23 protein-coding genes and 1 pseudogene are annotated in these 26057 nt (G+C 66.0%); 13 read left to right on the top strand and 11 right to left on the bottom strand.

What is annotated here, in order from left to right; translation table 11 throughout:
* Nucleotides 1-94: 94 nt before the first annotated feature.
* Nucleotides 95-973, bottom strand: a complete 879-nt coding sequence (locus AWC17_RS14635; RefSeq protein ID WP_046184780.1) for an LLM class flavin-dependent oxidoreductase — start codon at nt 971-973, stop codon at nt 95-97.
* A gap of 70 nt (nt 974-1043) precedes the next feature.
* Here AWC17_RS14635 and AWC17_RS14630 point away from each other — a divergent pair, with 70 nt between their 5' ends.
* On the top strand, nt 1044-1457 hold the full coding sequence (locus AWC17_RS14630) for a VOC family protein (RefSeq protein WP_046184781.1): 414 nt from the start codon (nt 1044-1046) through the stop codon (nt 1455-1457).
* Nucleotides 1458-1550: 93 nt separating this feature from the next.
* Nucleotides 1551-1940 (top strand): VOC family protein, encoded by a 390-nt coding sequence (locus tag AWC17_RS14625; protein ID WP_046184772.1) that lies wholly within the window; start codon nt 1551-1553, stop codon nt 1938-1940.
* A 20-nt stretch (nt 1941-1960) separates the two neighbouring features.
* Here AWC17_RS14625 and AWC17_RS14620 read toward each other — a convergent pair whose 3' ends face one another.
* The 4 genes from AWC17_RS14620 to AWC17_RS14605 form a co-directional block, all read right to left on the bottom strand.
* The gene (locus AWC17_RS14620; RefSeq protein ID WP_046184773.1) at nt 1961-2446 is read right to left on the bottom strand and encodes an Rrf2 family transcriptional regulator; all 486 of its coding nucleotides are present in this window, start codon (nt 2444-2446) and stop codon (nt 1961-1963) included.
* A gap of 91 nt (nt 2447-2537) precedes the next feature.
* Entirely contained in the window at nt 2538-4388 is a 1851-nt protein-coding gene (gene cysC / locus AWC17_RS14615) for an adenylyl-sulfate kinase (protein WP_046184774.1), read from the bottom strand.
* On the bottom strand, nt 4388-5368 hold the full coding sequence (cysD, locus tag AWC17_RS14610) for a sulfate adenylyltransferase subunit CysD (RefSeq protein ID WP_276038812.1): 981 nt from the start codon (nt 5366-5368) through the stop codon (nt 4388-4390). Before cysD ends, cysC begins: the two co-directional genes overlap by 1 nt.
* Before the next feature lie 185 nt (nt 5369-5553).
* Complete coding sequence (locus AWC17_RS14605; protein WP_046184775.1) at nt 5554-6045, bottom strand: beta-class carbonic anhydrase; 492 nt, start codon at nt 6043-6045, stop codon at nt 5554-5556.
* 164 nt (nt 6046-6209) lie between these two features.
* Between AWC17_RS14605 and AWC17_RS33850 the strand changes: the two genes are divergently transcribed.
* On the top strand, nt 6210-6335 hold the full coding sequence (locus tag AWC17_RS33850; RefSeq protein WP_269432126.1) for a hypothetical protein: 126 nt from the start codon (nt 6210-6212) through the stop codon (nt 6333-6335).
* Nucleotides 6336-6368: 33 nt separating this feature from the next.
* Here AWC17_RS33850 and AWC17_RS14600 read toward each other — a convergent pair whose 3' ends face one another.
* A complete protein-coding gene (locus AWC17_RS14600) occupies nt 6369-6863 on the bottom strand; it encodes a beta-class carbonic anhydrase (RefSeq protein ID WP_046184776.1) in 495 nt (164 codons plus the stop codon).
* 587 nt (nt 6864-7450) lie between these two features.
* On the opposite strand from AWC17_RS14600, the gene AWC17_RS14595 reads away from it, so the two are divergent.
* The 4 genes from AWC17_RS14595 to AWC17_RS14580 are packed head-to-tail and all read left to right on the top strand — an operon-like array spanning nt 7451 to nt 12852.
* A complete protein-coding gene (locus AWC17_RS14595) occupies nt 7451-8428 on the top strand; it encodes an ABC transporter permease (protein ID WP_046184777.1) in 978 nt (325 codons plus the stop codon).
* On the top strand, nt 8425-9351 hold the full coding sequence (locus AWC17_RS14590) for an ABC transporter permease (protein WP_046184778.1): 927 nt from the start codon (nt 8425-8427) through the stop codon (nt 9349-9351). The genes AWC17_RS14595 and AWC17_RS14590 overlap by 4 nt, the downstream gene beginning before the upstream one ends.
* Nucleotides 9348-11186, top strand: coding sequence for a dipeptide ABC transporter ATP-binding protein (locus tag AWC17_RS14585; protein ID WP_046184779.1), 1839 nt, complete (start codon nt 9348-9350; stop codon nt 11184-11186). The genes AWC17_RS14590 and AWC17_RS14585 overlap by 4 nt, the downstream gene beginning before the upstream one ends.
* Nucleotides 11179-12852, top strand: coding sequence for an ABC transporter family substrate-binding protein (locus tag AWC17_RS14580; protein WP_047322153.1), 1674 nt, complete (start codon nt 11179-11181; stop codon nt 12850-12852). The genes AWC17_RS14585 and AWC17_RS14580 overlap by 8 nt, the downstream gene beginning before the upstream one ends.
* Here the strand turns inward: AWC17_RS14580 and AWC17_RS14575 are convergent.
* From AWC17_RS14575 to AWC17_RS14565, 3 genes are all read right to left on the bottom strand, one after another.
* Nucleotides 12839-14080: an alpha/beta hydrolase gene (locus AWC17_RS14575; RefSeq protein ID WP_046187183.1), complete on the bottom strand. Its 1242-nt coding sequence runs from the start codon at nt 14078-14080 to the stop codon at nt 12839-12841. The two genes, AWC17_RS14580 and AWC17_RS14575, sit on opposite strands and share 14 nt — an antisense overlap.
* A gap of 89 nt (nt 14081-14169) precedes the next feature.
* Nucleotides 14170-16791 (bottom strand): AAA family ATPase, encoded by a 2622-nt coding sequence (locus AWC17_RS14570; protein ID WP_047322154.1) that lies wholly within the window; start codon nt 16789-16791, stop codon nt 14170-14172.
* Nucleotides 16788-17939: a metallophosphoesterase family protein gene (locus tag AWC17_RS14565; protein WP_046186422.1), complete on the bottom strand. Its 1152-nt coding sequence runs from the start codon at nt 17937-17939 to the stop codon at nt 16788-16790. Before AWC17_RS14565 ends, AWC17_RS14570 begins: the two co-directional genes overlap by 4 nt.
* A 137-nt stretch (nt 17940-18076) precedes the next feature.
* Here AWC17_RS14565 and AWC17_RS33515 point away from each other — a divergent pair.
* Both AWC17_RS33515 and AWC17_RS14560 read left to right on the top strand, forming a co-directional pair.
* Nucleotides 18077-18191: pseudogene (locus AWC17_RS33515) on the top strand (HNH endonuclease signature motif containing protein); the annotation flags it as partial.
* A gap of 33 nt (nt 18192-18224) precedes the next feature.
* Nucleotides 18225-18725, top strand: coding sequence for a SixA phosphatase family protein (locus tag AWC17_RS14560; protein ID WP_141224634.1), 501 nt, complete (start codon nt 18225-18227; stop codon nt 18723-18725).
* 1 nt (nt 18726) lies between these two features.
* Here AWC17_RS14560 and AWC17_RS14555 read toward each other — a convergent pair whose 3' ends face one another.
* On the bottom strand, nt 18727-19269 hold the full coding sequence (locus AWC17_RS14555) for a DUF3558 domain-containing protein (RefSeq protein ID WP_046186421.1): 543 nt from the start codon (nt 19267-19269) through the stop codon (nt 18727-18729).
* Complete coding sequence (locus AWC17_RS14550; RefSeq protein WP_276038813.1) at nt 19266-19778, bottom strand: DUF3558 domain-containing protein; 513 nt, start codon at nt 19776-19778, stop codon at nt 19266-19268. The genes AWC17_RS14555 and AWC17_RS14550 overlap by 4 nt, the downstream gene beginning before the upstream one ends.
* 218 nt (nt 19779-19996) lie before the next feature.
* Here AWC17_RS14550 and AWC17_RS14545 point away from each other — a divergent pair, with 218 nt between their 5' ends.
* From AWC17_RS14545 to embR, 4 genes are all read left to right on the top strand, one after another.
* Nucleotides 19997-21754: an ABC transporter ATP-binding protein gene (locus AWC17_RS14545; protein ID WP_046186419.1), complete on the top strand. Its 1758-nt coding sequence runs from the start codon at nt 19997-19999 to the stop codon at nt 21752-21754.
* Nucleotides 21751-23658, top strand: a complete 1908-nt coding sequence (locus AWC17_RS14540) for an ABC transporter ATP-binding protein (RefSeq protein WP_047322155.1) — start codon at nt 21751-21753, stop codon at nt 23656-23658. The genes AWC17_RS14545 and AWC17_RS14540 overlap by 4 nt, the downstream gene beginning before the upstream one ends.
* A gap of 172 nt (nt 23659-23830) precedes the next feature.
* Nucleotides 23831-24529, top strand: a complete 699-nt coding sequence (locus tag AWC17_RS14535) for a cysteine peptidase family C39 domain-containing protein (RefSeq protein ID WP_046186719.1) — start codon at nt 23831-23833, stop codon at nt 24527-24529.
* Nucleotides 24530-24797: 268 nt separating this feature from the next.
* Nucleotides 24798-25940: an ATPase/transcriptional regulator EmbR gene (gene embR, locus AWC17_RS14530; protein WP_046186720.1), complete on the top strand. Its 1143-nt coding sequence runs from the start codon at nt 24798-24800 to the stop codon at nt 25938-25940.
* Nucleotides 25941-26057: the final 117 nt, after the last annotated feature.

The following is a 26057-nucleotide window of genomic DNA, read 5'->3' as shown; positions in this document are numbered from 1 at the left end:
GCGCGGCGTAGCCGGGCGCGGCGGGTCGCCACCATCGGGTTAGTGGCGATCGCAAGCGCGGCGTAGCCGGGCGCGGCGGGTCGCCACCATCGGGTTAGAGCCGGCCTGCCACGTCCGCCGCGCGGCTCAGCTGGTCGACGTCCGAGCTCGTCGGGATGAGCTGTACCTCGTCGGTGCCGATGGCCTCGAACTTGCGCAGCACCGCCAGCAGCTCGTCCTCGGTGCCGGACCACCCGGTCGTCGGCGCCATGGCGTCGACGTATTCCGCCGGTATCCAGTTCATGTAGCGCCTTAGATGACGATGCACCTGGGCTCGCGCCTGTTCGGGCGGCCCGAACGCGAACCAGAACGACGTCACCAGGTGGGGCTTGCCCCTGCCCGCCTGCGCCCACGCGTCGCGCGCGACGTCGAACAGCTCGTTCTGCTTGGCGACGTCCAGGTCCAGGGTGGTCCCGGCCAGTCCGGCGGCCCAGGCCGCGGCGCTGCGGATGGTCTTCGGGCCGATGCTGCCCACGAACAGCGGCGGTCCGCCGGGCTGCACCGGCGCCGGCCCAACCGGGAGGACCGAGTCGGTGAGCTTTTCCCCGGCCCACACCCGCTTCATCACGGCCACCCGCTCGGCCATGTCTCGCATGGTCTGCGTCGCCGGGTCGGCACCCACGGCGTGGTAATCCTCGTGTCTGCCGCCCACGCCAATGCCCACGCTCAGCCGCCCGCCACAGAGCATGTCTCCGGTGGCCAGCGACTTGGCCAGCATCACCGGGTCGTGCAGCTGCGGCACGATCACGGTCGTCAGCAGCCGCACCCGACTCGTCCAGGCGGCCAGCGCGCCCAGCAGGGTGAGGTTGTCCGGGTTTTCGAACGCGATGCGCTCGCCCCAGCACAGTGACGAGAATGGGCCGTCGTCAATCGCGCGCGCCCAGCTCTCCAAAACTCCCGCATCCAAGTCCGGCTCCATCACCGGCAGCGTCATCGCAATCCGCACGACGGCGATTCTGGCATGGGAGTCAACATCGGCTGCCTGGAGTGGCAGCATGGAGCAGATGGGTTTCACCAGCAGTTCCATCGCGCACGTCCGCCTCACCGTCACCGATATCGAGCGATCCCGGCAGTTTTACGAGAGCGTGTTCGGTTGGCCGGTCCTGCTGGAGGTGCCCGACAACGCCGACGAGGCCACCCGCAAACAGCTGAGCTTCCTGTTCGGCGGCGTCATCTATGACCTCGGCGGCACGCTGCTCGGGCTGCGGCCGGTAGCCACCGACCGGTTCCACGAGGATCGCGCCGGGCTCGACCACATCGCATTCCGGATGGCCAACAAGGACGAATTAGACTCCGCGGCAGCGCATCTCGACGAGCTCAGCGTCGCGCACGAGCCGGTGAAAGACATCGGGCCGTCCTACATCCTTCAGTTTCGCGACCCTGACAACATCGCCCTGGAGCTCACGGCACCGAAGTAAGGGCGGCGTGTTGTGGCGACGCGCGCAAAATGACAGTGGATGCGGCGTGTCGGCGTGCGAACACGCGCGCTCGTCGAGGAGTAAAGAAGAACTATGGCCATCAGTTTCAACCACACCATCGTCGCCTCCCGCGACAAGCACGAGTCGGCGGAGTTCCTCGCCGAATTGTTCGGCCTGCCCAGCCCAAAGCCGTTCGGCCACTTCATGGTCGTCCAACTCGAGCACGGCGCCAATCTGGACTATGCGGACGCGCCCGACGGCGCGGAGATCCCGCGGCAGCACTATGCCTTCCTGGTCTCCGAAGAGGATTTCGACGCGATCTACGGCAAGATCCAGTCACGCGGCCTGCAGCACTGGGCAGACCCCGGCGCCAAACGGCCCGGCGAGATCAACCACAACGACGGCGGGCGCGGGGTGTACTTCCGCGATCCCTCGGGACATGCCATGGAGATTCTCACCCGCCCCTACGGGTCGGGGGGCTGAGTCTCCGGGGGCGGTAGCGCCTACTCGCCGGCGCGCGGTGTGCCGTGCCGCACGCTCTCCTGCGTGCGGTAGTCATCGGCAAACTTGGCGACATGCTGGGGCAGGGCGTTGGCGGCGACGTCGGCCAGGGTTGTTTCCTCCAGCACCGACCGCATGCTGGCGCGCAGCGCCCGCCAGACGTCGGTGAGCGCAGCGGTGGGCCCGGAATAGGGCAGGTCCCCCAGACCGATGTCGCGCACACTGGCCAGTGGTCCGTCGATGCAGCGCAGGACGTCGGCGATGCTGATTTCGTGTCCCGGACGGGCCAGTTCGTAGCCACCCTCGCGGCCTCGATGACTTCTCACCAGCCGGTCGGTGCGCAGGTTGGTCAGAATGTCGACGAGGAACTGCGGCGGTATGCCCTGCACCTGGGCCAAGTCGTCGGTTTTCACCAACGTCCCATGGGGGACCGTGGCGAGCTGGACCATGGCCCGCACCGCGTATTCCGCCTTCGCCGACATGCGCACTCTCAGGATTGTGCCACTCGTTGTACGAATTTCGACGTAGCTCGGCGACGACGCGGTCCGCGAATCAGATCCGGCCCACCGTGTAGGTGCGCTAAGACCGGGATTCGAGCAGATCGACGATGCTCTGCGCCTGCTCCTCGATGGTGCGGTCCGGCGTCAGCCGCAGGTCGGGGTTGGCCGGCGGTTGATATGGGCTGTCGATGCCGGTGAAGTGTGCGATCTCGCCCGCGCGGGCCTTGGCGTACAGCCCCTTCGGATCACGCTGCTCGCATTCTTCGATCGGGGTGTCGCAGAATACCTCGACGAAGTCGAATCCCGCGGCGGCGTGCACATTACGGGCCATCTCGCGTTGCTCGGTCAGCGGGCTGATCGCCGGAACCAACACCACGTTGCCACAGTCGGCGAGCAGGGCCGCCACGTGCGCCAGCCGGCGCAGATTCTCGGCACGGTCGGCCATGCTGAAGCCCAAGTCGGCGTTCAAACCGTGCCGCAGGTTGTCACCGTCGAGAACGTAAGCAGGAGTGCCCCTTTCGAGCAGCATCTGCTCGACCAGCATGGCCACCGACGACTTGCCGGAACCGGACAAGCCGGTGAACCAGACGGTCTTGCCCCGAGGCCGGGCTTCGGCGACGGCCGACGACTTGTGCCGCACGGTGTTCGAGCTCGCCGTCTGCACCGAGACATCACGCAGCACCATGCCCGCCGCAACGGTGCCGTTGGTGTGCGGGTCGATGAGGATGAACGATCCGGTGCTGGCGTTGCGGGTGTACTCGTCGAGCAGCAGCGGCACCTGGGTGCGCAGCGAGATGCGGCCAAGTTCGTTGAGCTGCAACGCGGTTGCGGACTTGTCGCGATGCAGGGTATTGACGTCGAGCCGGTAGTCCAGCCCAGTCACCCTCGCCCGCGTGGTGCGGGTGGTGTGCTTGATGACGTAGTCGCGGCCGGGCTCCAGCGCCGCGTCGTCGGCCATCCAGCACACGGTCGCGTCGAATTCCTGCGTAACCCGGGGATGGTTGTTGGTGCGGGCGATCAGATCGCCGCGCGAGATGTCGATCTCGTCGGCCAGGCGCACCGACACGGCCATCGGCGGAAACGCTTCTTCCACTGGACCGTTGGGCCCTTCGATCGCGGTGATCCGGGTGGTTTTGCCGATCGGCAGAACAACGACTTCGTCTCCCGCACGCATGACCCCGCTGGCCACGGTGCCGGCGTAGCTGCGGTGGTCTTGATGCTCGCGCGTGTGCGGCCGGATGACGTACTGGACCGGGAACCGCACGTCGACCAGGTTGCGGTCACCGGCGATGTACACCTCCTCCAGGTGTGAGAGCAGCGCCGGGCCCTCGTACCAGGGCGTCTGGTCCGACTTGGTTACCACGTTGTCGCCGTGCAGCGCGGAGATCGGGATGGTGGCCACGTCGTGCACGTCCAAACGCGCGGCGAACGCGTGGAATTCGTCCCGGATGGCCTCGAATTTGTCTCTGTCCCAGCCGATCAGGTCCATCTTGTTGATGGCGAGAACGATGTGTTGGATGCCCAGCAGCGAGGCCAGGAAGGCGTGCCGGCGGGACTGCTCCAGCAGGCCGTGCCGGGCATCGACGAGCACGATGACCAGTTGGGCGGTCGACGCGCCGGTCACCATGTTGCGGGTGTACTGGATGTGGCCCGGGGTGTCGGCGATGATGAATTTCCGCTTGGGAGTGGCGAAGTAGCGGTAGGCGACGTCGATCGTGATGCCCTGCTCGCGTTCGGCACGCAGGCCGTCGGTCACCAGCGCCAGGTCGGTGTAGTCGTGGCCGCGCTCTTTGGACGTCTGCTCCACCGCCGCCCACTGGTCTTCCATGACGGCCTTGGAGTCGTAGAGCAGGCGCCCGATCAGCGTGGACTTGCCGTCGTCGACGGAACCCGCGGTTGCGAGGCGAAGCAGCGTGGTGGGTGTGGCCATCAGAAATACCCCTGCCGTTTGCGGTCTTCCATCCCGGCTTCCGAGATTCGGTCGTCGGCCCTGGTCGCGCCTCGTTCGGTCAGCCGGGACACCGCGGTCTCGGCGATGACCTCCTCCACCGTCACGGCCTCCGATTCCACGCATCCGGTGCAGGTGACGTCCCCGACCGTGCGGAAACGCACCGTTGCTTCGAACACCGGCTCGTCGTCGCGCGGGTGCATGTGCCGGTCGACCGCCAGCAGCATGCCGTCACGGCGAAACACCTTGCGCCGGTGGGCGTAATAGATCGAGGGCAGCGCGATGTTCTCCGCACCGATGTAGGACCAGATGTCGAACTCTGTCCAGTTGGACAGCGGGAAGGCCCGGATGTGCTCGCCCTTGTGGTGCCGGCCGTTGTAGAGATTCCACAGCTCGGGCCGCTGTGCTTTCGGGTCCCATTGGCCGAACTCGTCGCGGAAGCTGAACACCCGCTCTTTGGCGCGGGCCTTCTCCTCGTCGCGGCGCGCTCCGCCGAACGCCGCGTCGAACTTGTTCTCCCGGATGGCGCGGAGCAGCGTCACGGTCTGGATGGAGTTGCGCCCCTGCCGTGGCTCGACGACGCGGCCGGCGTCGATGTCCTCCTGGACCGAGGCGACCATCAGGCGCACCCCGTGCTCGGCGACCAACTCATCGCGGGTGGCGATCACCTCGTCGAAGTTGTGGCCGGTGTCGACGTGCATCACCGGGAAAGGCAACCGCCCGGGCCGGAATGCCCTCAGCGCCAGGTGCAGCATGACGATGGAGTCCTTGCCGCCCGAGAACAGCAGCACGGGCCGCTCGAACTCGGCGGCCACCTCCCGGATGATGTGGATCGCTTCTGCCTCCAGCGAGCGCAGATGGCTGAGTTCATACTGCCCGGCCACTGGACGGGGTGTCACCTGGCTGGTCACGGTTTTCCCATAAAGTAGGTAAAACTGATCGTATTTGCAAGCATAATCCAACTATGGAACCAGCTCTCACCGCGGATTGTCAATGATGCCGAGCGCCGCTTCCCTCCACACCGAGTAGACGCGCAAGCACTCGCATCTCCTACGACGTGTTGCGGCTCTTCGCACTAGCCGGTGCAGCCTGGAAGCTTTCCACCATAACGGCGGCGAGCAGCTCTCCCGAGACCTGCTCGCACACGCTAGAGGGTGACCTCGTCCAGTTTGCCCGTGGCGACGTCGAAGACAAACCCGCGCACGCACGGACACATCTCCACGAACGGGCTACTCGCTATGCGACGCAACGACTGCCGGACGTCCTCAGCGGGATCACGGAAGGCCTCGGCTGCCCACGACGGCCTGACACCACTCTCCTCCTCGATGGCGCGCTTGAAGTCATCATCGGTGAACGTGAGCATCCCGCAGTCGGTGTGATGAATCAGCATGACCTCGTTGGTTCCCAGCAACCGTCGGCTGATGGTGAGCGAGCGGATCGCGTCGTCGGTGATCGCACCGCCGGCGTTCCGGATCACGTGCGCCTCGCCCTCCTTGATCCCGAGAAGACGGTAGACGTCCAGCCGGGCGTCCATGCATGCGACAATCGTGATACGTTTGCTCGGCGGCATCGGCAGCCGGCCCTTGAAGGTACGCGCATACTCGGCGTTGTTGGCCAGGTATTCATCAATAACCGTCATACCATTCCCCATTTTTATGCGAATATGTCATTAGCTGACCCAGGCGACTCGGGTAGGTGATTCTAACAGTCGATCACTCGGATTTGAACCCATCGGAATTTGCTGGCCGACTACTTGCGGGAACTCTCTGCCGCCATATCCGCCGTTGTACGCCTCTACGCCGCATGACCTCCCGCGCCCAACCCGGGCCAGGGGGTGGGTTGCGTGCTGCGGCGCGGCAGTCGCTCGTCAAATTGCGAGAGATCGTCGACCTGCAGGAAACATTGATCGCGAAGGCGATCGCCACCTAAAAGATCGGCTGATGCCGGTACGGGCCGCCCACGCTAGGGGGTCACCTCGTTGAGCTCGCCGGTGGCGACGTCGAAGACGAATCCGCGCAGCGACTCGTGCTTGGTGATGAACGGGCTTTTCTCGATCCGGCGCAACGACTGCCGGACCTCCTCCTCCAAGGGATCAACGAACGCCTCGGCCGCCCACGGCGGCTTGATGCCGGCCTCGTCCTGGATGCCGCGTTTGAAGTCGACGTCGGTGAAGGTGAGCATCCCGCAGTCAGTGTGATGAATAAGGATGATCTCGCGAGTCCCCAGCAATCTCTGGCTGATAGCGAGCGAGCGGATGACGTCGTCGGTGACGACCCCGCCGGCGTTCCGAATGACGTGAGCCTCCCCGTCATTGATGCCCAGCATGCGGTAGACGTCGAGTCGGGCATCCATGCAAGCGACGATCGCGGCGTGTTTACTCGGAGGCATAGGTAGCGGCCCCTTGAAGGTACTCGCGTACTCCGCGTTGTGGGCCAGGTAGTCATCGGTGGCTGTCACGCGAGCCTCCTCGGGTATCGCAAAATCAAATTTGCTACGCAGACCGATGCTACGGCGGATATTAACAACCGGCTACCCGGATTTCACGCATCAGAATCGGCGCGATCGGAATGAGCCGGGCGGCCGCCAACCGTGGTGCCGGAAGCTGTTGATCCCGTGCAGTTCCCGGATGGGAATGCTTGCTTATGGTCGCCACTCGCCACGCAACCCGCGGTCGGTAGACCGCACCGTTAGTTAAGCGCTACGAATCCACGCGGAACCGTTCCGCCGAAATTGGCAACCCGGTAGCGCCGTTGCCGTGGACACCGTTGCTGTTTCTGGCGGAACCGTAGCGATCCGCCTGAACCGCGCGCCGCCGTTGCAGACCACCGACATCTGCGTACTCGAGTCTGTACTCGTAGGCCAACCGGGCGATCCCTGCCCGAATCTGCGCAAACTCTGCGGGCAGGCCTTTGGCAAACGTTCAGAAATCATGAACTGGCCTGGTGGCAGCGGATGCGTGCCCCGCTGATCATCGGGATGACGGTGGTGGCGCCACGATCGCCCGTGGCTCGCTACCCTATCCCAATGCAACTCGGTGGTCGGGCATGACCCGGTTTCTGGCGCGCCGGTTGCTCAACTACGTGCTGCTGCTGGCGCTGGCCTCGTTTCTGACGTATTGCCTGACATCGTTGGCCTTCTCACCACTGGACAGCCTGTTACAGCGTAATCCGCGGCCACCACAAGAGGTGATCGACGCCAAGGCCCACGCGCTCGGCTTGGACATGCCCATTCCGATCCGCTACGCGCACTGGGTCTCACACGCCGTTCGCGGCGATTTCGGAACGACCATCACCGGACAGCCCGTCGGCACCACGCTCTGGCGCCGCGTCGGTGTCACCCTGCGACTCCTGGTCATCGGCTCGGTGGTGGGGACGGTGCTGGGCATCGCGGCCGGGGCGTGGGGCGCCATCCGCCAGTACCGGATCAGTGACCGCGTCGTCACGATGGTGGCGCTGCTCATCCTCAGCACGCCGACTTTCGTCATCGCCAGCCTCTTAATCCTTGGTGCCCTGCGAGTGAATTGGGCCGTTGGCGTCCACCTTTTCGACTACATCGGAGAGACGTCACCGGGTGTAGTCAATGGGACCTGGCACCAGCTACTCGACCGGCTGCGACATTTGATCCTGCCCTCGCTGACCCTGGCATTGGTTGCTGCCGCCGGGTACAGCCGTTATCAGCGTAACGCGATGCTCGACGTCCTCGGCCAGGATTTCATTCGCACCGCCCGCGCCAAAGGACTCACCCGTCGGCGCGCGCTGGTGAAACATGGGCTGCGCACCGCATTAATACCGTTGGCCACGTTGTTCGCCTACGGGGTGGCCGGGTTGGTCACTGGCGCAGTATTCGTGGAGAAGATATTCGGCTGGCACGGCATGGGTGAATGGCTGGTGCAGGGTATCGCGACTCAGGACACCAACATCATCGCGGTTATCACGCTGTTTTCCGGCGCGGTGGTGTTGCTGGCCGGCCTGCTCTCCGACGTATTCTACGCAGCTCTTGATCCGAGGGTTAGGGTGTCATGACGCCCGAGCCCAAAGTGGATGGCGCTCAGGGGATTCCGACCCCGAAGGCATCGGAGTTCACCTCACGCCGCACCCTGGTGCTGCGCAGGTTCGTGCGCAACCGATTGGCGGTCGCGTCGCTGACGCTGCTGGTGCTGCTGTTCGTCGGCTGCTATACGCTGCCGGCGGTGCTGCCGTACTCCTATGACGACCTCGATTTCGACGCGCTGTTGCAGCCGCCGAACACCCGGCACTGGTTGGGCACCAACGCACTAGGGCAGGACTTGTTGGCACAGATCCTGCGGGGTATGCAGAAGTCGATGCTGATCGGTGTCTGTGTGGCGGTCATCTCGACCGGCATCGCCGCTACCGTCGGATCGATCTCGGGCTACTTCGGTGGTTGGCGAGACCGGGTGCTGATGGGGGTGGTCGACCTGCTGTTGGTGGTGCCCAGCTTCATCCTGATCGCCATCGTGTCACCGCGAACCAAGAGCTCGGCCAACATCCTGATGCTCGTTCTGCTGCTGGCCGGATTTGGCTGGATGGTCAGCTCGCGTATGGTGCGCGGCATGACCATGAGCCTGCGGGAACGCGACTTCGTCCGGGCCGCAAGGTATATGGGCGTGTCCAGCCGTCGGATCATCCTCGGCCATGTGGTGCCCAATGTGGCTTCCATCTTGATCATCGACGCCGCCCTCAACGTCGCCTCTGCCATTTTGGCCGAGACCGGGCTGAGCTTCCTCGGTTTCGGCATCCAGCCGCCGGATGTGTCGCTGGGCACGTTGATCGCCAATGGCACCCAGTCGGCGACCACCTTCCCGTGGGTGTTCTTGTTTCCGGCGGGCGTGCTGGTGCTGATCCTGGTGTGCGCCAACGTGACCGGCGATGGTCTGCGCGACGCACTGGACCCCGGCAGTGGCATGTTGCGAGGTGGCGCCCGGTGAGCGCGCTGCTGGAAGTGACCGACCTGGCCGTCACCTTCCCGGCGGACGGCCAACCGCTGACCGCGTTGCGCGGCATTAGCTACTGCGTCGACCCCGGGGAAGTGGTGGCCATGGTCGGCGAATCGGGATCGGGAAAGTCCGCGGCGGCGATGGCGGTGGTTGGCCTGCTACCGGAGTACGCGAAGGTGCGCGGCTCGGTCCGGTTGCGCGACACCGAGCTGCTGGGGCTCGCCGACGACGCGATGTCGCGGTTCCGCGGCAAGGCGATCGGCACTGTGTTCCAGGATCCTATGTCTGCGCTGACACCGGTCTACACCGTCGGCGACCAGATCGCGGAGGCGATCGAAGTCCACCAGCCGCGCGTTGGCAAGAAGGCCGCCCGACGACGCGCGGTGGAACTGCTAGAGCTGGTCGGCATCGCGCAGCCAGCGCGACGCGCCCGCGCGTTTCCGCATGAGCTGTCTGGTGGTGAACGGCAGCGGGTGGTCATCGCGATCGCGATCGCGAACGATCCCGACTTGCTGATCTGCGACGAACCCACCACCGCACTGGATGTCACCGTGCAGGCACAGATCCTCGAGGTGCTCAAGACGGCGCGCGACGTCACCGGCGCCGGGGTGCTCATCATCACCCACGACCTCAGGGTGGTCGCCGAATTCGCCGACCGCGTGCTCGTCATGTACGCCGGCCGCGTCGTCGAGTCCGCCGGAGTGCACGACCTTTACCACCGCCGCCAGATGCCTTACACCGTGGGTCTGTTGGGCTCGGTTCCGCGGTTGGACGCCGCGCAAGGCACCCGACTGGTGCCCATACCCGGCGCACCCCCGTCCTTGGTCGGCCTCGAGCCCGGATGTCCCTTCGCGGCGCGCTGCCCACTCGTCATCGACGAATGCCGCGTGGGCGAACCAGAATTGATCGAGGTCGGCGTTGATCACCGGGCAGCCTGCATCCGTACCGACCAGGTCGGCGGACGCAGCGCCGCGGATATCTACGGGGTCAACACCTCCGCCCATGCAGCAGCGGCCGGCGACTCATCGGTCGTCGTGCGGGTGCGTAATCTGGCCAAGACCTACCGGCTGACGAAGGGCGTGGTGTTACGCCGCGCCGTCGGCGAGGTCCGCGCCGTCGACGGCGTCAGTTTCGAGCTGCAGCGGGGCCGCACCCTGGCCATCGTCGGTGAGTCCGGTTCCGGCAAGTCGACCACTCTGCACGAGATCCTGGAACTGGTTGCGCCGCAATCGGGCTCGATCGAGGTGCTGGGCAACGATGTCGCCGCCCTGAGCCCCGCGAGCCGACGCTCGCTGCGACGCGACATTCAGGTCGTGTTCCAAGATCCGGTGGCGTCGCTGGATCCGCGGTTGCCCGTGTTCGACCTACTCGCCGAACCGTTGCTGGCCAACGGCTTCGGTAAGAGCGAGACCAACGAGCGGGTCGCCGAGTTGCTCGACATCGTGGGGTTGCGCCGCGCGGACGCGACCCGCTACCCCGCTGAGTTCTCGGGCGGACAGAAGCAGCGCATCGGCATCGCGCGGGCGCTGGCATTGCAGCCCAAAATCCTGGCCCTCGACGAACCGGTATCCGCCCTCGATGTCTCCATCCAGGCCGGGATCATCAACCTGCTGCTAGACCTGCAAGAGCGGTTCGGTTTGTCATACCTTTTTGTTTCGCATGATCTTTCGGTGGTCAGACACCTCGCGCACCAGGTGGTCGTGATGTATGCGGGCTCGATCGTAGAGCACGGCGACAGCCAGCAGGTCTTCAGCAACCCGCAACACGACTACACCCGGCGGCTCCTGGCCGCCGTGCCACAACCGGATCCGACTAAACGTGTTTAGGCTTAGGCGGGTCACGACGGCGCTTCTTGTTGTGGCGCTTGTGGCCTCCGGATGCTCGCCGGCCATCAACCTGGCACCGGAAACCGGCCACAACGCCGAGATCGGCACGACCAGCGATATCAACCCGCAGGACCCAGCCACGTTGCAAGACGGCGGCAGCCTGCGGCTGGCGCTCAGCGACTTCCCACCCAACTTCAATATCCTGCACATCGACGGTAATTCGGCCGAAGTCGCCGCGATGATGAAGGCCACGTTGCCGCGGGCATTCATCCTCGGCGCGGACGGCTCGACCACGGTCGACACCGACTACTTCACCAGCGTCGAACTCACCGGCACCGCACCCCAAGTGGTGACGTACACCATCAACCCCCAGGCAGTGTGGTCTGACGGCACACCGATCACGTGGGAAGACATCGCCAGTCAAATCCACGCCTTGAGCGGCACCGACAAGACGTTCGAGATCGCCGGACCCAGCGGCGCCGACCGCGTCGCGTCGGTCACCCGGGGTGTCGACGACCGGCAGGCCGTCATGACCTTCGCCAAGCCGTACGCCGAGTGGCGCGGCATGTTCGCCGGTAACGGCATGCTGCTGCCCAGGAGCATGACCGCCACGCCGGAGGCGTTCAACAAGGGCCAACTCGACGGGCCCGGCCCCTCGGCCGGCCCCTTCATCGTCACGTCGCTGGACCGGACAACACAGCGGATCGTGTTGTCCCGCAACCCGAAATGGTGGGGCGTCCGACCGCGCCTGGACAACATCACCTACCTGGTACTCGACGACGCCGCGCGGCTGCCGGCGCTGCAGAACAACACCATCGACGCGTCCGGCGTCGGTACCGTCGACCAACTGACCATCGCGCAGCGCACGAAGGGAATCTCGATCCGGCGCGCCCCGGCCCCCTCGTGGTCTCACTTCACGTTCAACGGTGCGCCCGGGTCGATCCTGGCCGATAAGGCGCTGCGCCTCGCGGTAGCCAAGGGCATCGACCGGCGCACCATCGCCAGGGTCGTCCAGTACGGGCTCACGAGTGATCCGCTGGCGTTAGGGAACCACATCTATATCGCCGGGCAGAAGGGCTACCAGGACAACAGTGCCGTCGCCCTCTATGACCCGGACGAGGCCAAACGAGAACTCGACGCCTTGGGCTGGAAGCTGAACGGCCAATTCCGCGAGAAGGACGGTCGCCAGCTGGTCATTCGCGATCTGTTCTATGACGCCCAAGGCAACCGGCAGTTCGCCCAGATCGCGCAGCACAGCCTCGCGCAGATCGGCGTCAAGCTCGAACTCGTCGCGAGGGCCGGCAACGGATTCTTCACCAACTACATCAACGTCGGGAACTTCGACATCGCCCAATTCGGTTGGCTCGGCGACGCGTTCCCACTGTCGGCACTGACTCAGATCTACCTGTCGGGCGGGGAGAGCAATTTCGGCAAGATCGGCAGCCCGCAGGTCGACGCGGCGATCGAGCGGACCCTGGAAGAACTCGATCCCGGCAAGGCGCGGGCGTTGGCCAACGATCTCGACAAACTCATCTGGGCCGAGGGGTTCAGTCTGCCGCTGACGCAATCGCCCGGCGACATCGCGGTCCGCAGCACGCTGGCCAATTTCGGCGCGGCCGGTCTCGGCGACCTGCGCTACACCGCTATAGGGTTCATGCGCGGCTGATCCGGCGCAGCCGCGCCGGAATCGGCAGGGCGCCCTCCACGGCGGCGGCCATCGCGATCATTTTCCACAGCAGGCGCAGCTCGGGGCGCGCCGGAAGCGCGTCCAGCGCAGGGGCTTTCGCGGCGAGCCCGTCAAGGTCGCCCCGCCACACCGCTCGGGCGATGGCGATCGCGGCGGGCTCGCGAAAGTCCAGCGCGCTGTGCGCCATGGTGGGCAGTTTCAAGAGCACCGCGTTGGGCAGCAGCGAGGCGATGCGCTCGGCGACCGCCGACGGAGTGATGAGGTCCCGGCCGCCGGAGACCACCGCGGTAGGCCAGCCGAAATGCGGCATCTCGGCCACCAGGTCGTAGGGCTCGTCCTCGAAGGCTACTGTCTGCGTGCGCACCTCGCGTTCTGCCACGGCAGGGTCGAGCGGTAGTCCGTCGGGCTCGGCGGCGTAGTTCAGTTCGCGGAACGCGATGCGGCTCACCAGGTCTTCCTCGTACCGATACGGTAGGTGACTCAGGGTGGCGAACCGGGACAGCGCCCACCACAGCAGCTTTCGACCATCAAGCAGCAGGTCGAGTTGGCGCTCCAGCAGGTCGGCGCCGCCATAGCCGTAGATCGTCGCCACGACCTGGGTGGCGGCCGCGGTCATCACCCCCGTGTCGACGAGTTTGCGCATTTTGGGCGCCAGCGCGGCGGTTTCGGGGCTGTCGCCCCTGAGCAACAGCCGACGGATCGCGCGGCGCACGATCACAATGTCGTGCCGCGACAGCAGCGGCGAATCGAGGATCATCGCCCGCACCCGGGTCGGATGGCACACACCGAACCCGGAGGCGATGTACGTGCCGTACGACGCGCCATAGATGACGGCCGAGTCGACGTGGGCGTCGTCGAGCACGGCGGCGATGTCGTCGACGACCTGGTTCACGGTGATCGCCTCGGGTGGCAGATCCGCTCCGGCGTCGTCATGACGCGACATGCCCACCCCGCGGTGTTCGATCATGATGACGTCCAGGCCGGCCGCGGCCGCGCGGCGCCGCAGCCCCGTGTACATCTGCACCGACGCCACCCCGGGACCTCCCGGGATGATGACCACCGGATGCGCCGACTTTCGGCCGGTGCGCACGTAGTAGAGATCGAACTCTTCCGGGTTATCCGGCGAGACCGGCCGGCGCACTGGCCGCACACCGGGCAATGCCGCAAGCTTCTCCTGCACCCGGCGCCGCTTCGCATTCATCGTCATCGGTGTCGGCCCGCCATGATTCCATTCTGCCGGGACGACCGGCGGTCAGCACCGCACCGGTCCACAGTTGGGATTTGGCGCAGCTCAGCTTAGGCGCTGAGATCGATGCGGTGCGCGCCCTTGACGCCGTCGTACCGGTCGGGACTGCAGGTGAGCACGATCACCTGCCCGTGGGTGCCCACCGTGTCGAAGACCTCCCCCATCTTCGCCAGGCGATCGGGATCGGTGAAGCCCAGCGCGTCGTCGACAACCACCGGAACGGCGTCCTCCTTGGCCACCAGGGCGGCGCCGGCCAGCCGCGCCAGGATGCCGAGTTGCTCCTTGGCCCCGCCCGACAACGATTCGTAGGGCACCGTGACGCCGTTGAGCGTGCGGCTGCGAATGCATAGGTCGCTGTCGATGTCGACCTCGAACGTGGGACCGAACACCGGCCGGCCGAGTCGTTGCAGTTCTGCACGGTAGGGCTCGACGTACCGTTGCCGGGTGGTATCGCGGTGGCGCGTCATGACCGAGCGCAGCAGCCGCGCCGCCCGGGCCCGGCCGCCGACCCGGATGTGCTCGCTGGTGGCGTGCTCACGTTCGGTTTCCGCGGCGTCGAGCTTGCCCTGGCGCCCCTCGCTGCCGAACACCGAGAGTTCGATGGTGATCTCTCGCAACGCGCGGGCGGTCTCTTCGTAGCGCTCACGCAGTTCCTCTGTTTCCTTTGTGGCAGCGGCTAATTCGGCCTGAACGGCGTCCGGATTCGCCGCTGCCAGCCCCTCGGCCAGCTCGATGCGCCGACGTTCAGCGGCCCGCGCCGCTTGCAGCGCCGTGTCCGCCGAGGTCGCGAGATCGTCATCACCGGCCGACGCCCGCTCCTCGGCCAGCCGGTCGGTGGCCGCGTTGAGCTCACCGCGTTGCGTCTCCAACGCGTTCTGCAGAACCGTTGCGCGGGTGGTCAACTCGGTGAGCCGGGCGGTAACGGCGGTGGCGTTCCGGCGGCGGTCGTCGCAATCGGCCATCGCGGCTAGACGAGTCGTCTCGAGCGCTTCGAATTCGGCGCGGGCGGCGCCGATGTCCGCCGCGGGGAGGTCCGCCCCGGCCGGCTGCCCGGCCCGCAGCTGCGCGAGCCGCGAGCGCAACTCGTCGATCTCCCCGTCACCGCACAGCCCGGCCAGGGTGGCGCTCAGCTGGTCGCGGCTGCCCTGCAGTTCGCGGCGATGCTGACCGGCAGACCGAGCCGCAGCGAGGTCAGCCACCCGGCCCGCGGCTAACGCCGCGGCGAGCTCTTCTTGTGCCGCAGCGTGTTTCGCCTTGACATCGAGCGTCGTCGCCCCTGGGGTGATCCGCGCGGTCAGGACGCCCGGGACTTGGACCTCGGTGGGTCCGGTGGTCGTGCTGGACCAGGTTTGGCCCGCGAACAACGAGACTCGTTGGTCTCCGATGCAGAGTTCGATGTCTGTGGCGGCGGTGAACTCGACGGCCGCGGACGTCGACGCCAACTGGTCGCCGATGCGATCGACCGCGGCGGCGGCGTCTTCGATACGTCGCAGCAGCTGCTCGGTGATGGCGATTTCGCCGAGTGCTGCACACACTTGGTCGTGGTCCCGCTGGATGGCCTCGATTTTGGCCAATCGGGCGTTCAGCCGGTCTGCCTCCTCGCGATCGGCGAGCTGGACGACGGTGCGCTGGGCGGATTCGGCGCGGCGTTGCAGATCGGCAAGGGTCTCGGTGGCTTCCTGCGCAGCGGCGTCGGCGGCCTCGGCTTCGACGCGCGCCGCCGAGCGTGCGTCGGCGGCTTGTTGCGCTTCGGCCTCGGCGGCTGCGACAGCGGCCGTGCGGGTGTCGATTTCGGCGAGTAGGTGCAGGCGCGAGTAGTGGGCGGTTGCCGCCGCGGTGCTCGTCGCCGCCGCCGCGGCGGCGATCAACTCTGCCTCGCGCGCCTGGCCGGCCCGTTCGGCGATCTGTTCCGCGGCCTCCTGCGCGGCGGCGAGCCGGGGGCGAGCGGCGATGCGCTGCTGCGACAACTCGGCGACCTGCTCCGTCAAGACGGCGTGCCGACACACCCGTTCGTCGACCTCGGCGACCGCCGCCGCGCACTCCGCGACCGCGGCCTCAGCGTCGGCCAGCCGGGCGATCGCCGCGGCCCATTCGCCCGTGGGACGCCCGGTGGGAGTGAAATAGCGTCCATATTCCGCGTCGATTCGTTCGATGAGCAACGGCTCGGTGCCGGACAGCGCCCCGGTGTCGCCGGCCGCCACGTCGAGCGCGCGCGACAGTGCGTCACAGCCCGACAGATCCACGGCGGTGGTCGACGCGGACTGCAGCACCCGCTGGGCATGCCACAGATCGCTGTCCACCGTCTCGGCCAGCATCGCGCGGACCCGTTCGTGTGCCTCGTCGCCGGTCAGCTGTTCGCGGTGCGGCGCCTGAATTGTCAGCTCGGTTTCGCATTTCTTGTGGAACCGCTTGCGGTAGATGAATCGGTAAGGGCCACAGCTCAATTCGGCGCTGACCTCGGAGCCGACATCGCTGTTGGTGGGTTTGACCTGCTTGACTTCCTTCTTCGTCGAGCGGTCCCTGGACTCCAGCAGCAGATCCAGGGCCTCGATCATCGACGACTTGCCCATCTCGTTGGCGCCGCACACCACGACAACGCCATGGTCGGGAAACTCGATCTCCCGGTGGGAGATGCCGCGGTAGTTCGTCAGGATCAGGCGGTGCAACTTCATGCGGCGCCCCGATCGGTGAGGCGGAGCAACAGTGCCAGCGCCGCCTGCGCGTCGACCGCGGTCTCGGAATGCTCCTCGCGCGCGGTTGCGACCAACTCGTCGACCGCCGCGGCTGCGAATCCCCCGATACCGAGATCGCTGAATTCGCCGTCGGCCGGAATGACCGCCAGATCGGTGCGGCGTTCCCACAGCCCGAGCCAGGCATACAATCGCGCGTACTTGTCCAGGCAGGCATCCAGCGCGGCACGGTCGGTGACCGTCAGTGACCCGGTGAGCGCCAACCGCACCACCGTGCGGTCCTTTTCCGTCATCAAGTCAAGGTTCAGATCCAGGTCGGCGATGTCGCGCCGGGTGTCGACATGTCGGTGCATGGTGACGAACCGCCAGCGGCCGACGTGGCGCGATTCCACCGTGACGGCGCGGCGCGGGTCGGTTTCGTCGATCTCGACGATCAGCACATGACCTGGGTCCGATTCGACGTCGTCGAAGTTGGTGACTTCGGGTGCCCCGGAGTACCAGACCCGGCCGCTGCCGCCGACGTCGGTGCGCGAATGCTTGTCCCCCAGTGCCACATAGTGCACCGTGCCGGTCGATAGCGCGTTCTCGAGCGCGGCAAGCCGGATCAGGGAGGGTTTGTCGCGATCGGGGTCCAGGACGTCGACCCCGCCGTGCGCGACGAGGATCCGGGTGACCGGTTCCGGCGCCAGGCCTTCGAGGACTTCAACGACCAGGTCGGTGGTCGGGGCCTTCGACCGCCACGGCGCGGCGACGATCTCCAGCCCGGGCCTTACGTGATGGACGCCCGCCCGGTCGAGCACCACCACGTTGTCTGGACGTTCGGCGGTGAACAGGGCGCTGGTATATACCGAGGAGGCGTCCAGCGGATCGTGGTTACCCGGCAGCAGGTAGACCGGAATCCCGATGGCTCGCATGGCTTCCAGGGACTGCCCGACAACCTGCGGGGGAAGCTGGTTGTGTTCGAAGACATCACCGGACACCACGACGAACTCCGCACCGACCTCCGCCGCCAACGCTCCCAGACCGGCCACCGCGTCGCGCCGGGCCGCGGAGTACCGCGGCTGGGCGTCACCGGCGAGGAAGTGCCGGGTCATGCCGAGCTGCCAGTCGGCGGTGTGCAGGAATCGCATGGCGGCGGCCCCCTTTCGGACTGCGTGGTTATCAGGGCATCGCGAGCTTAAGTCCGCGCACCGACAAGACGCGGGACCTCGACCGGCAGGTCTCCGAGCGGCTATTTTGCGGCCGTTTTTGGCGGCTCCGCCGACGCGACACCGAATGGATACCCCCACCCCATCTCGACCGCGGCCAACCCCGCACCAACACCTTCCACCACCGGAGAAAAACTGCTACGGGACGGCGACGATGACGACGACGCGGCATAGGGTCCCGGTTTCGGATTGGTTAGCGTGACTCCCGTGAAAGATCAGCGCACGTTGCTGTTGATGCGTCATGCGAAATCCGACTACCCGCCCGGGGTCGCCGACCACGACCGGCCGCTGGCACCCCGCGGCATCAAGCAAGCCGGACTCGCCGGTGATTGGCTGCGCGCCAACGTGCTCGCCATCGACGCCGTCTTGTGCTCCACCGCGACCCGTGCGCGGCAGACGTTAGCCAACACGCGCATCGACGCCCCAGTGCGCTATAGCGAGCGGCTCTACGGCGCCACACCCGGCACCATGATCGAGGAGATCAACGCGGTCGGCGACGAAGTAGAAACCCTGCTCGTCGTCGGTCATGAGCCGACGATGTCTGCGCTTGCGCTCGGTCTGGCCGGCACTGGCACCGATGCCGTTGCAGCCGAACGAATCTCGGCCAAGTTCCCGACGTCGGCGATCGTGGTGCTGACCGTGCCGACCGAATGGAAGGGCCTCGAACTCGGCCGCGCCGCCCTAATCGCCTTCGAGGTGCCGCGCTGACTTACGAGTTGGTGGCCAGCGTCAGCTCCATCAGCTTGAGGGCCTGACTGCACGCGTCGATGCCGGGCGCCTGGGGGTTGACCCACCATCCGACCACTCCGGCCGCGTCGCTGGCCACTCCGCACGCGCCGTTCGGGTCATCGGGGCGCATCACGATCGAGTCGATCCCGGCGATGTTGCGTGTCTCGACCTTGTACTTCAGGAATTCGGCGACCTTGCGTTCGTTGCTGAGGCTGCCCTGCTCGAACCAGAACCGGGTGATGTCGATCAGCCCGGCCGGGTTGGCCGCCTGCCACCGGCAGATGGCGCCGACGAACGTGCTCTGAATGTCGAGCGGGTCGGCACCCACGGTCTTGGCCAGGATGTCGCTGGTGAGCACCTCACATTCCTTCAGCAGGTTTGGATACTGCTGCTGGGAATTGTTGTTGCGCGTCGGGCCCCCCGCCTTGACGGCGGTACCCCCGACCGACCTCGAACAACCCGTCATCACCACCAGCGCAGTGATCAAGACGGCTACAACGGCGCGGACGCTTCTTCTGCTCATTTCGAGTTCGCAATCGACTGACGCGCCAATTCTTTGGCTATGTCGCATGGTGGCGGAAACGGCTTTTGACTGAAGCTGATCGACCATTCGATGAAGTCGTCCTGAAATTGGATGCCCACCTCGCACAGCGAGTCACCCAGGTTGGGCTCGTTTCCGATGGCGATGAATCCGCTGTGGCCGTTGATGTTGATGTCATCGACGCTGGCGCGCGACAACTCCTCGGTCTTGCGTTCACGTCCGATCGGGCTGCCGCGGTACCAGGAAAAGGAAAAGTGCGGGCCGAGGATGCCGCCGCCCGCCAACCATTGGCAGCCGACGGAGTTGCGGGCGGTGTTGATCAGGCCCGTCACCTTGGTCAGCTCCGCCACCGTCTGATCGCTGATGCCGCCGCATTGGGGGAACATCGGCCCGTGGTGGCCCTCTGAGTTCCCCGGTGTCGACGAGGACGTCGCTCCCGGTTTGTTGCTGCCCGAATCGGAGCACGCCGCAACGGTGGGGATCAGGATCATCAAGGCTGACACCGCAACGGCCAGCGCCCTCGAGTTACGCCGCACCGCTACCCTGCTTTTGCTCCAGGTCCACACGATGCACTGTAGCGGCAGCTCAGCGGGTCAACCACCGACGCGCCTGAGCAGGCGTTTCAGTCGCGCTGCCGCATACCGTGCGTCGTTTGGCGATCCGGCGGTTGCTGGCCGCTGCGGGACGCCCCGTATGCGACCCTTACGAAATGCTCCTGGCACTGCTGCGCCAGTACATCCGGCCGTACCGGCGGCTGGTTGGGGTGCTGATGGTGCTCCAGCTGATCAGCACGCTGGCATCGCTGTACCTGCCGACGGTCAACGCGGCGATCATCGACGAGGGCGTCGCCAAGGGCGACACGGCCACCATCGTCAGGTTCGGCGTCGTGATGCTTTCGGTCACTGGGTTGCAGGCCTTGTGCGCGGTCGCGGCGGTGTATTTCGGCTCGCGGACCGGGATGGGCTTCGGCCGCGACCTGCGCGCGGCGATGTTCGACCACATCACCACCTTCTCCGAGCATGAGACCGCCCGCTTCGGCGCGCCCACACTGTTGACGCGCAGCACCAACGACGTCCGCCAGATCCAGTACCTGGTTCAGATATCGAGCACCGTGCTGGTCACCGCGCCGATCATGTGCGTCGGCGGGATTTTCATGGCCATCCACCAGGAGGCCGCGCTGACCTGGTTGCTGCTGGTGAGCGTTCCCATCATGGCCGTGGCCAATTACTGGGTGATGTCGCACATGCTGCCCCTGTTCCGCAGAATGCAGGGCCTCATTGACAGCATCAATCGGGTCATGCGCGACCAGCTGTCCGGCGTGCGGGTCGTCCGGGCGTTCGCCCGCGAAAGCTACGAGCGCGACCGATTCGCCCGCGCCAACGCCGCGCTGTCGAACACCGCACTCACCGCCGGCAACTGGCAAGCGGTGATGTTGCCGGTGACCACGCTGACCGTCAACGTGTCCAGCGTCGCGCTGATCTGGTTCGGCGGGTTGCGCATCGATCGCGGCCAAATGCAGGTCGGCTCGCTGACCGCCTTTCTGGCCTACTTCACCCAGATTCTCATGGCGGTGCTGATGGCGACCATGACGCTGGTGGTGCTGCCGCGAGCGTCCGTCTGCGCCGAACGGATCACCGAGGTGCTCGCCACCCAAGCCGCGGTGAACAACCCGCAGATGCCGGTGTTCCCGCCCGGCGGGATCACCGGGACGGTGCGCTTGGACCACGCGACGTTTACCTATCCGGGCGCCGACCGCCCAGTGCTGCAGGACATTTCGCTGACGGCACACCCGGGCACCACCACGGCCATCGTCGGCAGCACCGGTTCGGGCAAATCGACGCTGGTGTCGCTGATCTGCCGGCTCTACGACGTGACCGGCGGCGCCGTCCTCATCGACGATGTCGATGTCCGCGATTACCACACCGAGCAGCTCTGGTCCTCGATCGGGCTGGTTCCCCAGCGCGGCTATCTGTTCTCCGGGACGGTGGCCGACAACCTGCGCTACGGCAAGGCGGATGCGACCGACGACGAGATGTGGGAAGCGTTGCGAGTGGCCGACGCCGACGGATTCGTGCGCGCACACGACGACGGGTTGCGGATGCGCGTGGGCCAGGGCGGAATCAACTTCTCCGGCGGTCAGCGGCAACGACTGGCGATCGCGCGCGCGGTCATCCGTCGCCCGGCCATCTATCTCTTCGACGACTCGTTCGGCGCGCTCGACGTGCACACCGACGCACGGGTGCGCGCATCGCTGAAACAGATATCGGGCGAGGCCACGGTCATCATTGTCACGCAACGGGTTTCGACCGCCGCCCAGGCCGACGAGGTGATCGTCATCGATGACGGGAAATTGGTGGGCACCGGCACGCACGAATCGCTGCTGACCGACTGCGCCACCTACGCGGAGTTCGCCGACTCGCAGTCGGTGAGCGCCTTGCGATCGAGTCAAATCGGGGGCGCGCCATGACCGTGGCGGCCACCCGCGGCTTGACCCCGGCCCCGGCCGGGCGGTCCCGCGACTTCTGGGGCTCGGCCGCCCGGCTGGTGAAACGGCTTGCGCCGCAGCGCCGGCTGAGCATCGCGGTGATCGGCCTGGGCATCACCGGGACGGCGATCGGCGTCGTCGTCCCGCGCATCCTCGGGCACGCCACAGATCTGCTGTTCAATGGCGTCATCGGGCGACAGCTCCCCGCGGGCATCACCAAGGCGCAGGCCGTCGCCGCGGCCCGCGCTCGGGGTGACAGCACCTTCGCTGACCTGCTGTCGGGGATGAGTGTGGTGCCGGGCAAAGGCGTGGACTTCGGCGCGGTGGTGCGAACCCTGACGCTGGCGTTGGGCTTGTATCTGGTTTCGGCGCTGCTGATTTGGGCCCAGGCTCGGCTGCTCAACGTCACCGTGCAGCGCACCATGGTCGCGCTGCGTGCCGATGTCGAGAACAAGATCCACCGGCTGCCGCTGTCGTACTTCGATGGACGCCTACGCGGTGAGCTGCTGAGCCGGGTGACCAACGACATCGACAACGTTCAGTCGTCGGTGTCGATGACCATTAGCCAGCTGGTGACGTCGATGCTGACGGTGGTCGCGGTGCTGGCGATGATGGTGTCCATCTCGCCGCTGTTGGCTCTGATCACCGTGGCGACGGTGCCGCTGTCACTGGTGGCGACGCGCGCGATCGCGCGACGGGCCCAGCGCCTGTTTGTGGCGCAGTGGACGAGCATCGGTCGCCTCAACGCCCATATCGAGGAGACCTACAGCGGCTTCACGGTGGTCAAAACGTTCGGTCACCAGGCCGCGGCGCGGGCGCAGTTCCGCGATTGCAACGATGGCGTTTACCAGGCCAGTTTCGGCGCCCAGTTCTTCTCCGGCCTCGTGGCACCGGCGACGGCGTTCATCGGCAACCTCGGCTATGTGGCCGTCGCCGTGGTGGGCGGTCTGCAGGTGGCCACCGGGCATATCACCCTGGGGAATATCCAGGCTTTCATCCAGTACGTACGCCAGTTCAACGCCCCGCTGAGCCAGGTGGCCGGTATGTACAACACGCTGCAGTCCGGCGTGGCCAGCGCGGAGCGGGTGTTCGATCTGCTCGACGAACCCGAGGAATCGCCGGACCCCGAGCCCATCCCGCCGCGGCCCCGCGGCGGGGTCCCGCAGCCGGCCGGACGAGTCGAGTTCCAGCACGTGAGCTTCGGATATCGCCCGAATATTCCGGTGATCCACGACCTGTCGATGGTGGCCGAGCCGGGGAGCACGGTAGCGATCGTCGGGCCCACCGGGGCTGGCAAAACCACATTGGTGAACCTGCTCATGCGGTTCTATGACGTTGACTCCGGCCGGATTCTGGTCGACGGGGTCGATATCACCACGGTGAGCAGGCAGTCGCTGCGGTCGCGAATCGGCATGGTCTTGCAGGACGCCTGGCTCTTCGACGGGACGATCGCGGAGAACATCGCCTACGGGCGGCCCGGGGCCAGTGCGGACGAGGTGGTGGAGGCCGCCAAGGCGGCTTACGTCGACCGGTTTGTGCACACCCTGCCCGCCGGGTACGAGACGCTGGTCAGCGGCGGTGGCGGCAACATCAGCGCCGGCGAGAAGCAACTCATCACCATCGCGCGCGCATTCCTTGCCAGGCCGCGGCTGCTGATCCTGGACGAGGCGACCAGCTCGGTCGACACCCGCACCGAGGCGCTCATTGCCCGCGCCATGTCCGAGCTCCGCCGGGATCGCACGAGTTTCATTATCGCGCATCGCCTTTCGACGATCAGGGACGCGGATCGCATCGTTGTGGTCGAGGAAGGCCGGATCGTTGAACAAGGCAGTCACGCCGAGCTGCTGGCCCGCCGAGGCGCCTACTACGCCATGACTCGGGCGTAACCCGAGATACCAGGGCGGGCCGATCTGTCGCTGGCGCGCGTGCGTCGCGTTATCCGGGCATCGCTATCCAGATCACTTTGAGAATTCATTGAGGTAACGAAAAGGCCAACATCGGAACCTTCTCTCAGACAAGCCAAAGCCGCCACGGGACGCGACGAGAGAAGGACAAACCATGAAAACCATCAAGATCGGCAGCATCGCGAAGACCGTCATCTTCGCAGTGGCAGCCGCTGCCATCCCGCTGGGATTGGCCGGCCCGGCCGAAGCGGCCTCGGGCACCACCTACGGCGACCCCGGCGCCGCCGCCAAGTGGTGGCGCCACCAAAAGTACGACGACTGCGTGCTGATGGCCGCCGCCGACGTGATCGGCCAGATGACCGGCAAGGAGCCCTCGGAGGACGCCATCATCAAAAAGGCGCAGTCCACCCCCAGCACGATCCACCCCGGCTCGATTTACATCAAGCCGTCCGACACCAAGGACCTGAATTCGGGCCAGGGCACCATGTTCGGCGACGTCCCGACGCTGCTGAAGCTGTACAACGTCTACGGAGTAGTCAGTGACGAGGCCCACGCGGCAAAGACAGGCGTCCCCTCGGGCATCGAAGGAATCGAGCAGCTACTGGGCACCGGTCACAAGGTGATGGTCAGCGTCAACGCCGAACTGATCTGGAACATCCCGGTCGACACAAAGGACGAGAACGGCAACCCGATCGGTGACCACGCCGTGGTGGTGACCGGTGTGGACGCCGCCTACAACATCGTCCACCTGAACGACAGCGGTGACCCCAACGGCCGCGACTCGCAAATCCCGATGGCGCTCTTCATGCGAGCCTGGGAAGCCAGCCACGAGCTGATTGTCGCCACCATGTAAGGCGCAACTGAATTCCCATTTCGCGGCGGGCAGCCACGGGCTGTCCGCCGTGTGCGTGTTCGCCTGAGCGCCAATCCTGTTCACGCCAGGTACCACACGTCATTCTGGCGGGGAAGGCATTTCATTCATCCGCGCGGGACAGCCAATCTCGTGACATCAACCGCGCACTATTCGCGCATTACTACCGAAATCGCCGGGATTGATATCACAATGACAAGTGAGGACATTTCTTTGGTGCGCTGCGCAGGACCGGAAGGACCGACAAGCGATGGTGGACAAACGTCTCGAACTCGGTCTGCTCGGACCGTTGGAGATGAGTGTCGACGGCACCCTGGTGGCCTTGGGCACCCCCAAACAGCGGGCGGTGCTGGCCATGCTGCTGATGAACCGCAACAGTCCGGTGGGCGTCGACAGGCTTATCACGGCGCTATGGGACGACGAGCCCCCGTCGGGCGCGCGGGCCAGCATCCATTCTTACGTGTCCAATCTTCGTAAGCTGCTCAGCGGCGCCGGCATCGACCCGCGAGTGGTGTTAGCCGCGGCACCACCGGGATACCGGCTCACCATTGCCGAAAACGCTTACGATCTCGGGCGGTTCATCGCAGAAAAGACCGCGGGCGTGCACGCGGCAGCTTCGGGAAAATTCGAAGAGGCCAGCCGGCACCTGGCGTCCGCATTGGCGGAATGGCGCGGGCCGGTGCTCGAGGACTTGCGAGAGTTCCAGTTCGTCGACACCTTCGCGACTTCCCTTGTCGAGGAGAAGATCCTGGTCCACGGCGCCAAGGCGGAGGCCGAAATCGCTTGCGGGCGTGCGTCTGCCGTCATCACGGAGCTGGAGGCGCTGACCGCCGAACACCCCTATCGCGAACCGCTATGGGCTCAGTTGATCACGGCCTACTACCTCACCGACCGTCAGTCCGACGCATTGGCCGCCTACCGCCGCGTGAAAACAACACTCGCCGATGAACTGGGGATCGACCCGGGCCCGACCCTGCGGTCGCTCAACGAGCGGATCCTGCGGCAGGAACCGCTGGACGTCAAGCGAACTGCTAAGACCGCCGCCGTCGACACGGTCACAGTGCTCGAACAGCACACCATGGTGTCCGGGCAAAAAGCCATCGCTTATCTGCATGAGACCAGCGGGCGCAGCTACCCGCTACGGGCGGCGGCGACCCGAATTGGGCGCCTTCCCGACAACGACATCGTCCTCGACAGCCCAAAAGTCAGCCGCCACCATGCCGTCATCGTCGACACGGGCACCAGCTTCATCATCAACGACCTCCGGTCGTCCAACGGGGTCCATGTCCAGGACGAGCGGATCCGCTCCGCCGCCACGCTGCGCGACGGCGATCACGTCCGCATTTGCGACCACGAGTTCACGTTTCAGATCGCCGCGGACACCGAGGGCTAGGCGATCGGCCGGGGTTCATCGTGCTGGAAGAGCGTACCCAGCCGCCCAGCCTGATTCGTGTGATTGTTGTGCGTGGGGGTGGGTGGGGGCTTACGGTCGTGGTTGCTGGGTCAGGGG

This window comes from Mycobacterium nebraskense, assembly GCF_002102255.1.
GTDB classification, from domain to species: Bacteria; Actinomycetota; Actinomycetes; order Mycobacteriales; family Mycobacteriaceae; genus Mycobacterium; species Mycobacterium nebraskense.
The sequence above is the reverse complement of the archived record's forward strand: the minus strand, read 5'-3'. Positions and strand labels throughout refer to the sequence as shown.

Excerpts from the sequence above, each read along its gene's own strand:
- AWC17_RS14630 (WP_046184781.1), top strand. The coding sequence starts at position 1,044 with ATGGGTTTCACCAGCAGTTCCATCGCGCACGTCCGCCTCACCGTCACC.
- AWC17_RS33850 (WP_269432126.1), top strand. The coding sequence starts at position 6,210 with ATGACCTCCCGCGCCCAACCCGGGCCAGGGGGTGGGTTGCGTGCTGCG.
- AWC17_RS14565 (WP_046186422.1), bottom strand. The coding sequence starts at position 17,939 with ATGCGATTCCTGCACACCGCCGACTGGCAGCTCGGCATGACCCGGCAC.
- embR (WP_046186720.1), top strand. The coding sequence starts at position 24,798 with ATGGTGGACAAACGTCTCGAACTCGGTCTGCTCGGACCGTTGGAGATG.
- AWC17_RS14575 (WP_046187183.1), bottom strand. The coding sequence starts at position 14,080 with ATGACGATGAATGCGAAGCGGCGCCGGGTGCAGGAGAAGCTTGCGGCA.
- AWC17_RS14555 (WP_046186421.1), bottom strand. The coding sequence starts at position 19,269 with ATGAGCAGAAGAAGCGTCCGCGCCGTTGTAGCCGTCTTGATCACTGCG.
- AWC17_RS14625 (WP_046184772.1), top strand. The coding sequence starts at position 1,551 with ATGGCCATCAGTTTCAACCACACCATCGTCGCCTCCCGCGACAAGCAC.
- AWC17_RS14545 (WP_046186419.1), top strand. The coding sequence starts at position 19,997 with ATGCTCCTGGCACTGCTGCGCCAGTACATCCGGCCGTACCGGCGGCTG.
- AWC17_RS14595 (WP_046184777.1), top strand. The coding sequence starts at position 7,451 with ATGACCCGGTTTCTGGCGCGCCGGTTGCTCAACTACGTGCTGCTGCTG.
- AWC17_RS14535 (WP_046186719.1), top strand. The coding sequence starts at position 23,831 with ATGAAAACCATCAAGATCGGCAGCATCGCGAAGACCGTCATCTTCGCA.
- AWC17_RS14590 (WP_046184778.1), top strand. The coding sequence starts at position 8,425 with ATGACGCCCGAGCCCAAAGTGGATGGCGCTCAGGGGATTCCGACCCCG.
- AWC17_RS14550 (WP_276038813.1), bottom strand. The coding sequence starts at position 19,778 with ATGATCCTGATCCCCACCGTTGCGGCGTGCTCCGATTCGGGCAGCAAC.
- AWC17_RS14605 (WP_046184775.1), bottom strand. The coding sequence starts at position 6,045 with ATGACGGTTATTGATGAATACCTGGCCAACAACGCCGAGTATGCGCGT.
- AWC17_RS14635 (WP_046184780.1), bottom strand. The coding sequence starts at position 973 with ATGACGCTGCCGGTGATGGAGCCGGACTTGGATGCGGGAGTTTTGGAG.
- AWC17_RS14570 (WP_047322154.1), bottom strand. The coding sequence starts at position 16,791 with ATGAAGTTGCACCGCCTGATCCTGACGAACTACCGCGGCATCTCCCAC.
- cysC (WP_046184774.1), bottom strand. The coding sequence starts at position 4,388 with ATGGCCACACCCACCACGCTGCTTCGCCTCGCAACCGCGGGTTCCGTC.
- AWC17_RS14540 (WP_047322155.1), top strand. The coding sequence starts at position 21,751 with ATGACCGTGGCGGCCACCCGCGGCTTGACCCCGGCCCCGGCCGGGCGG.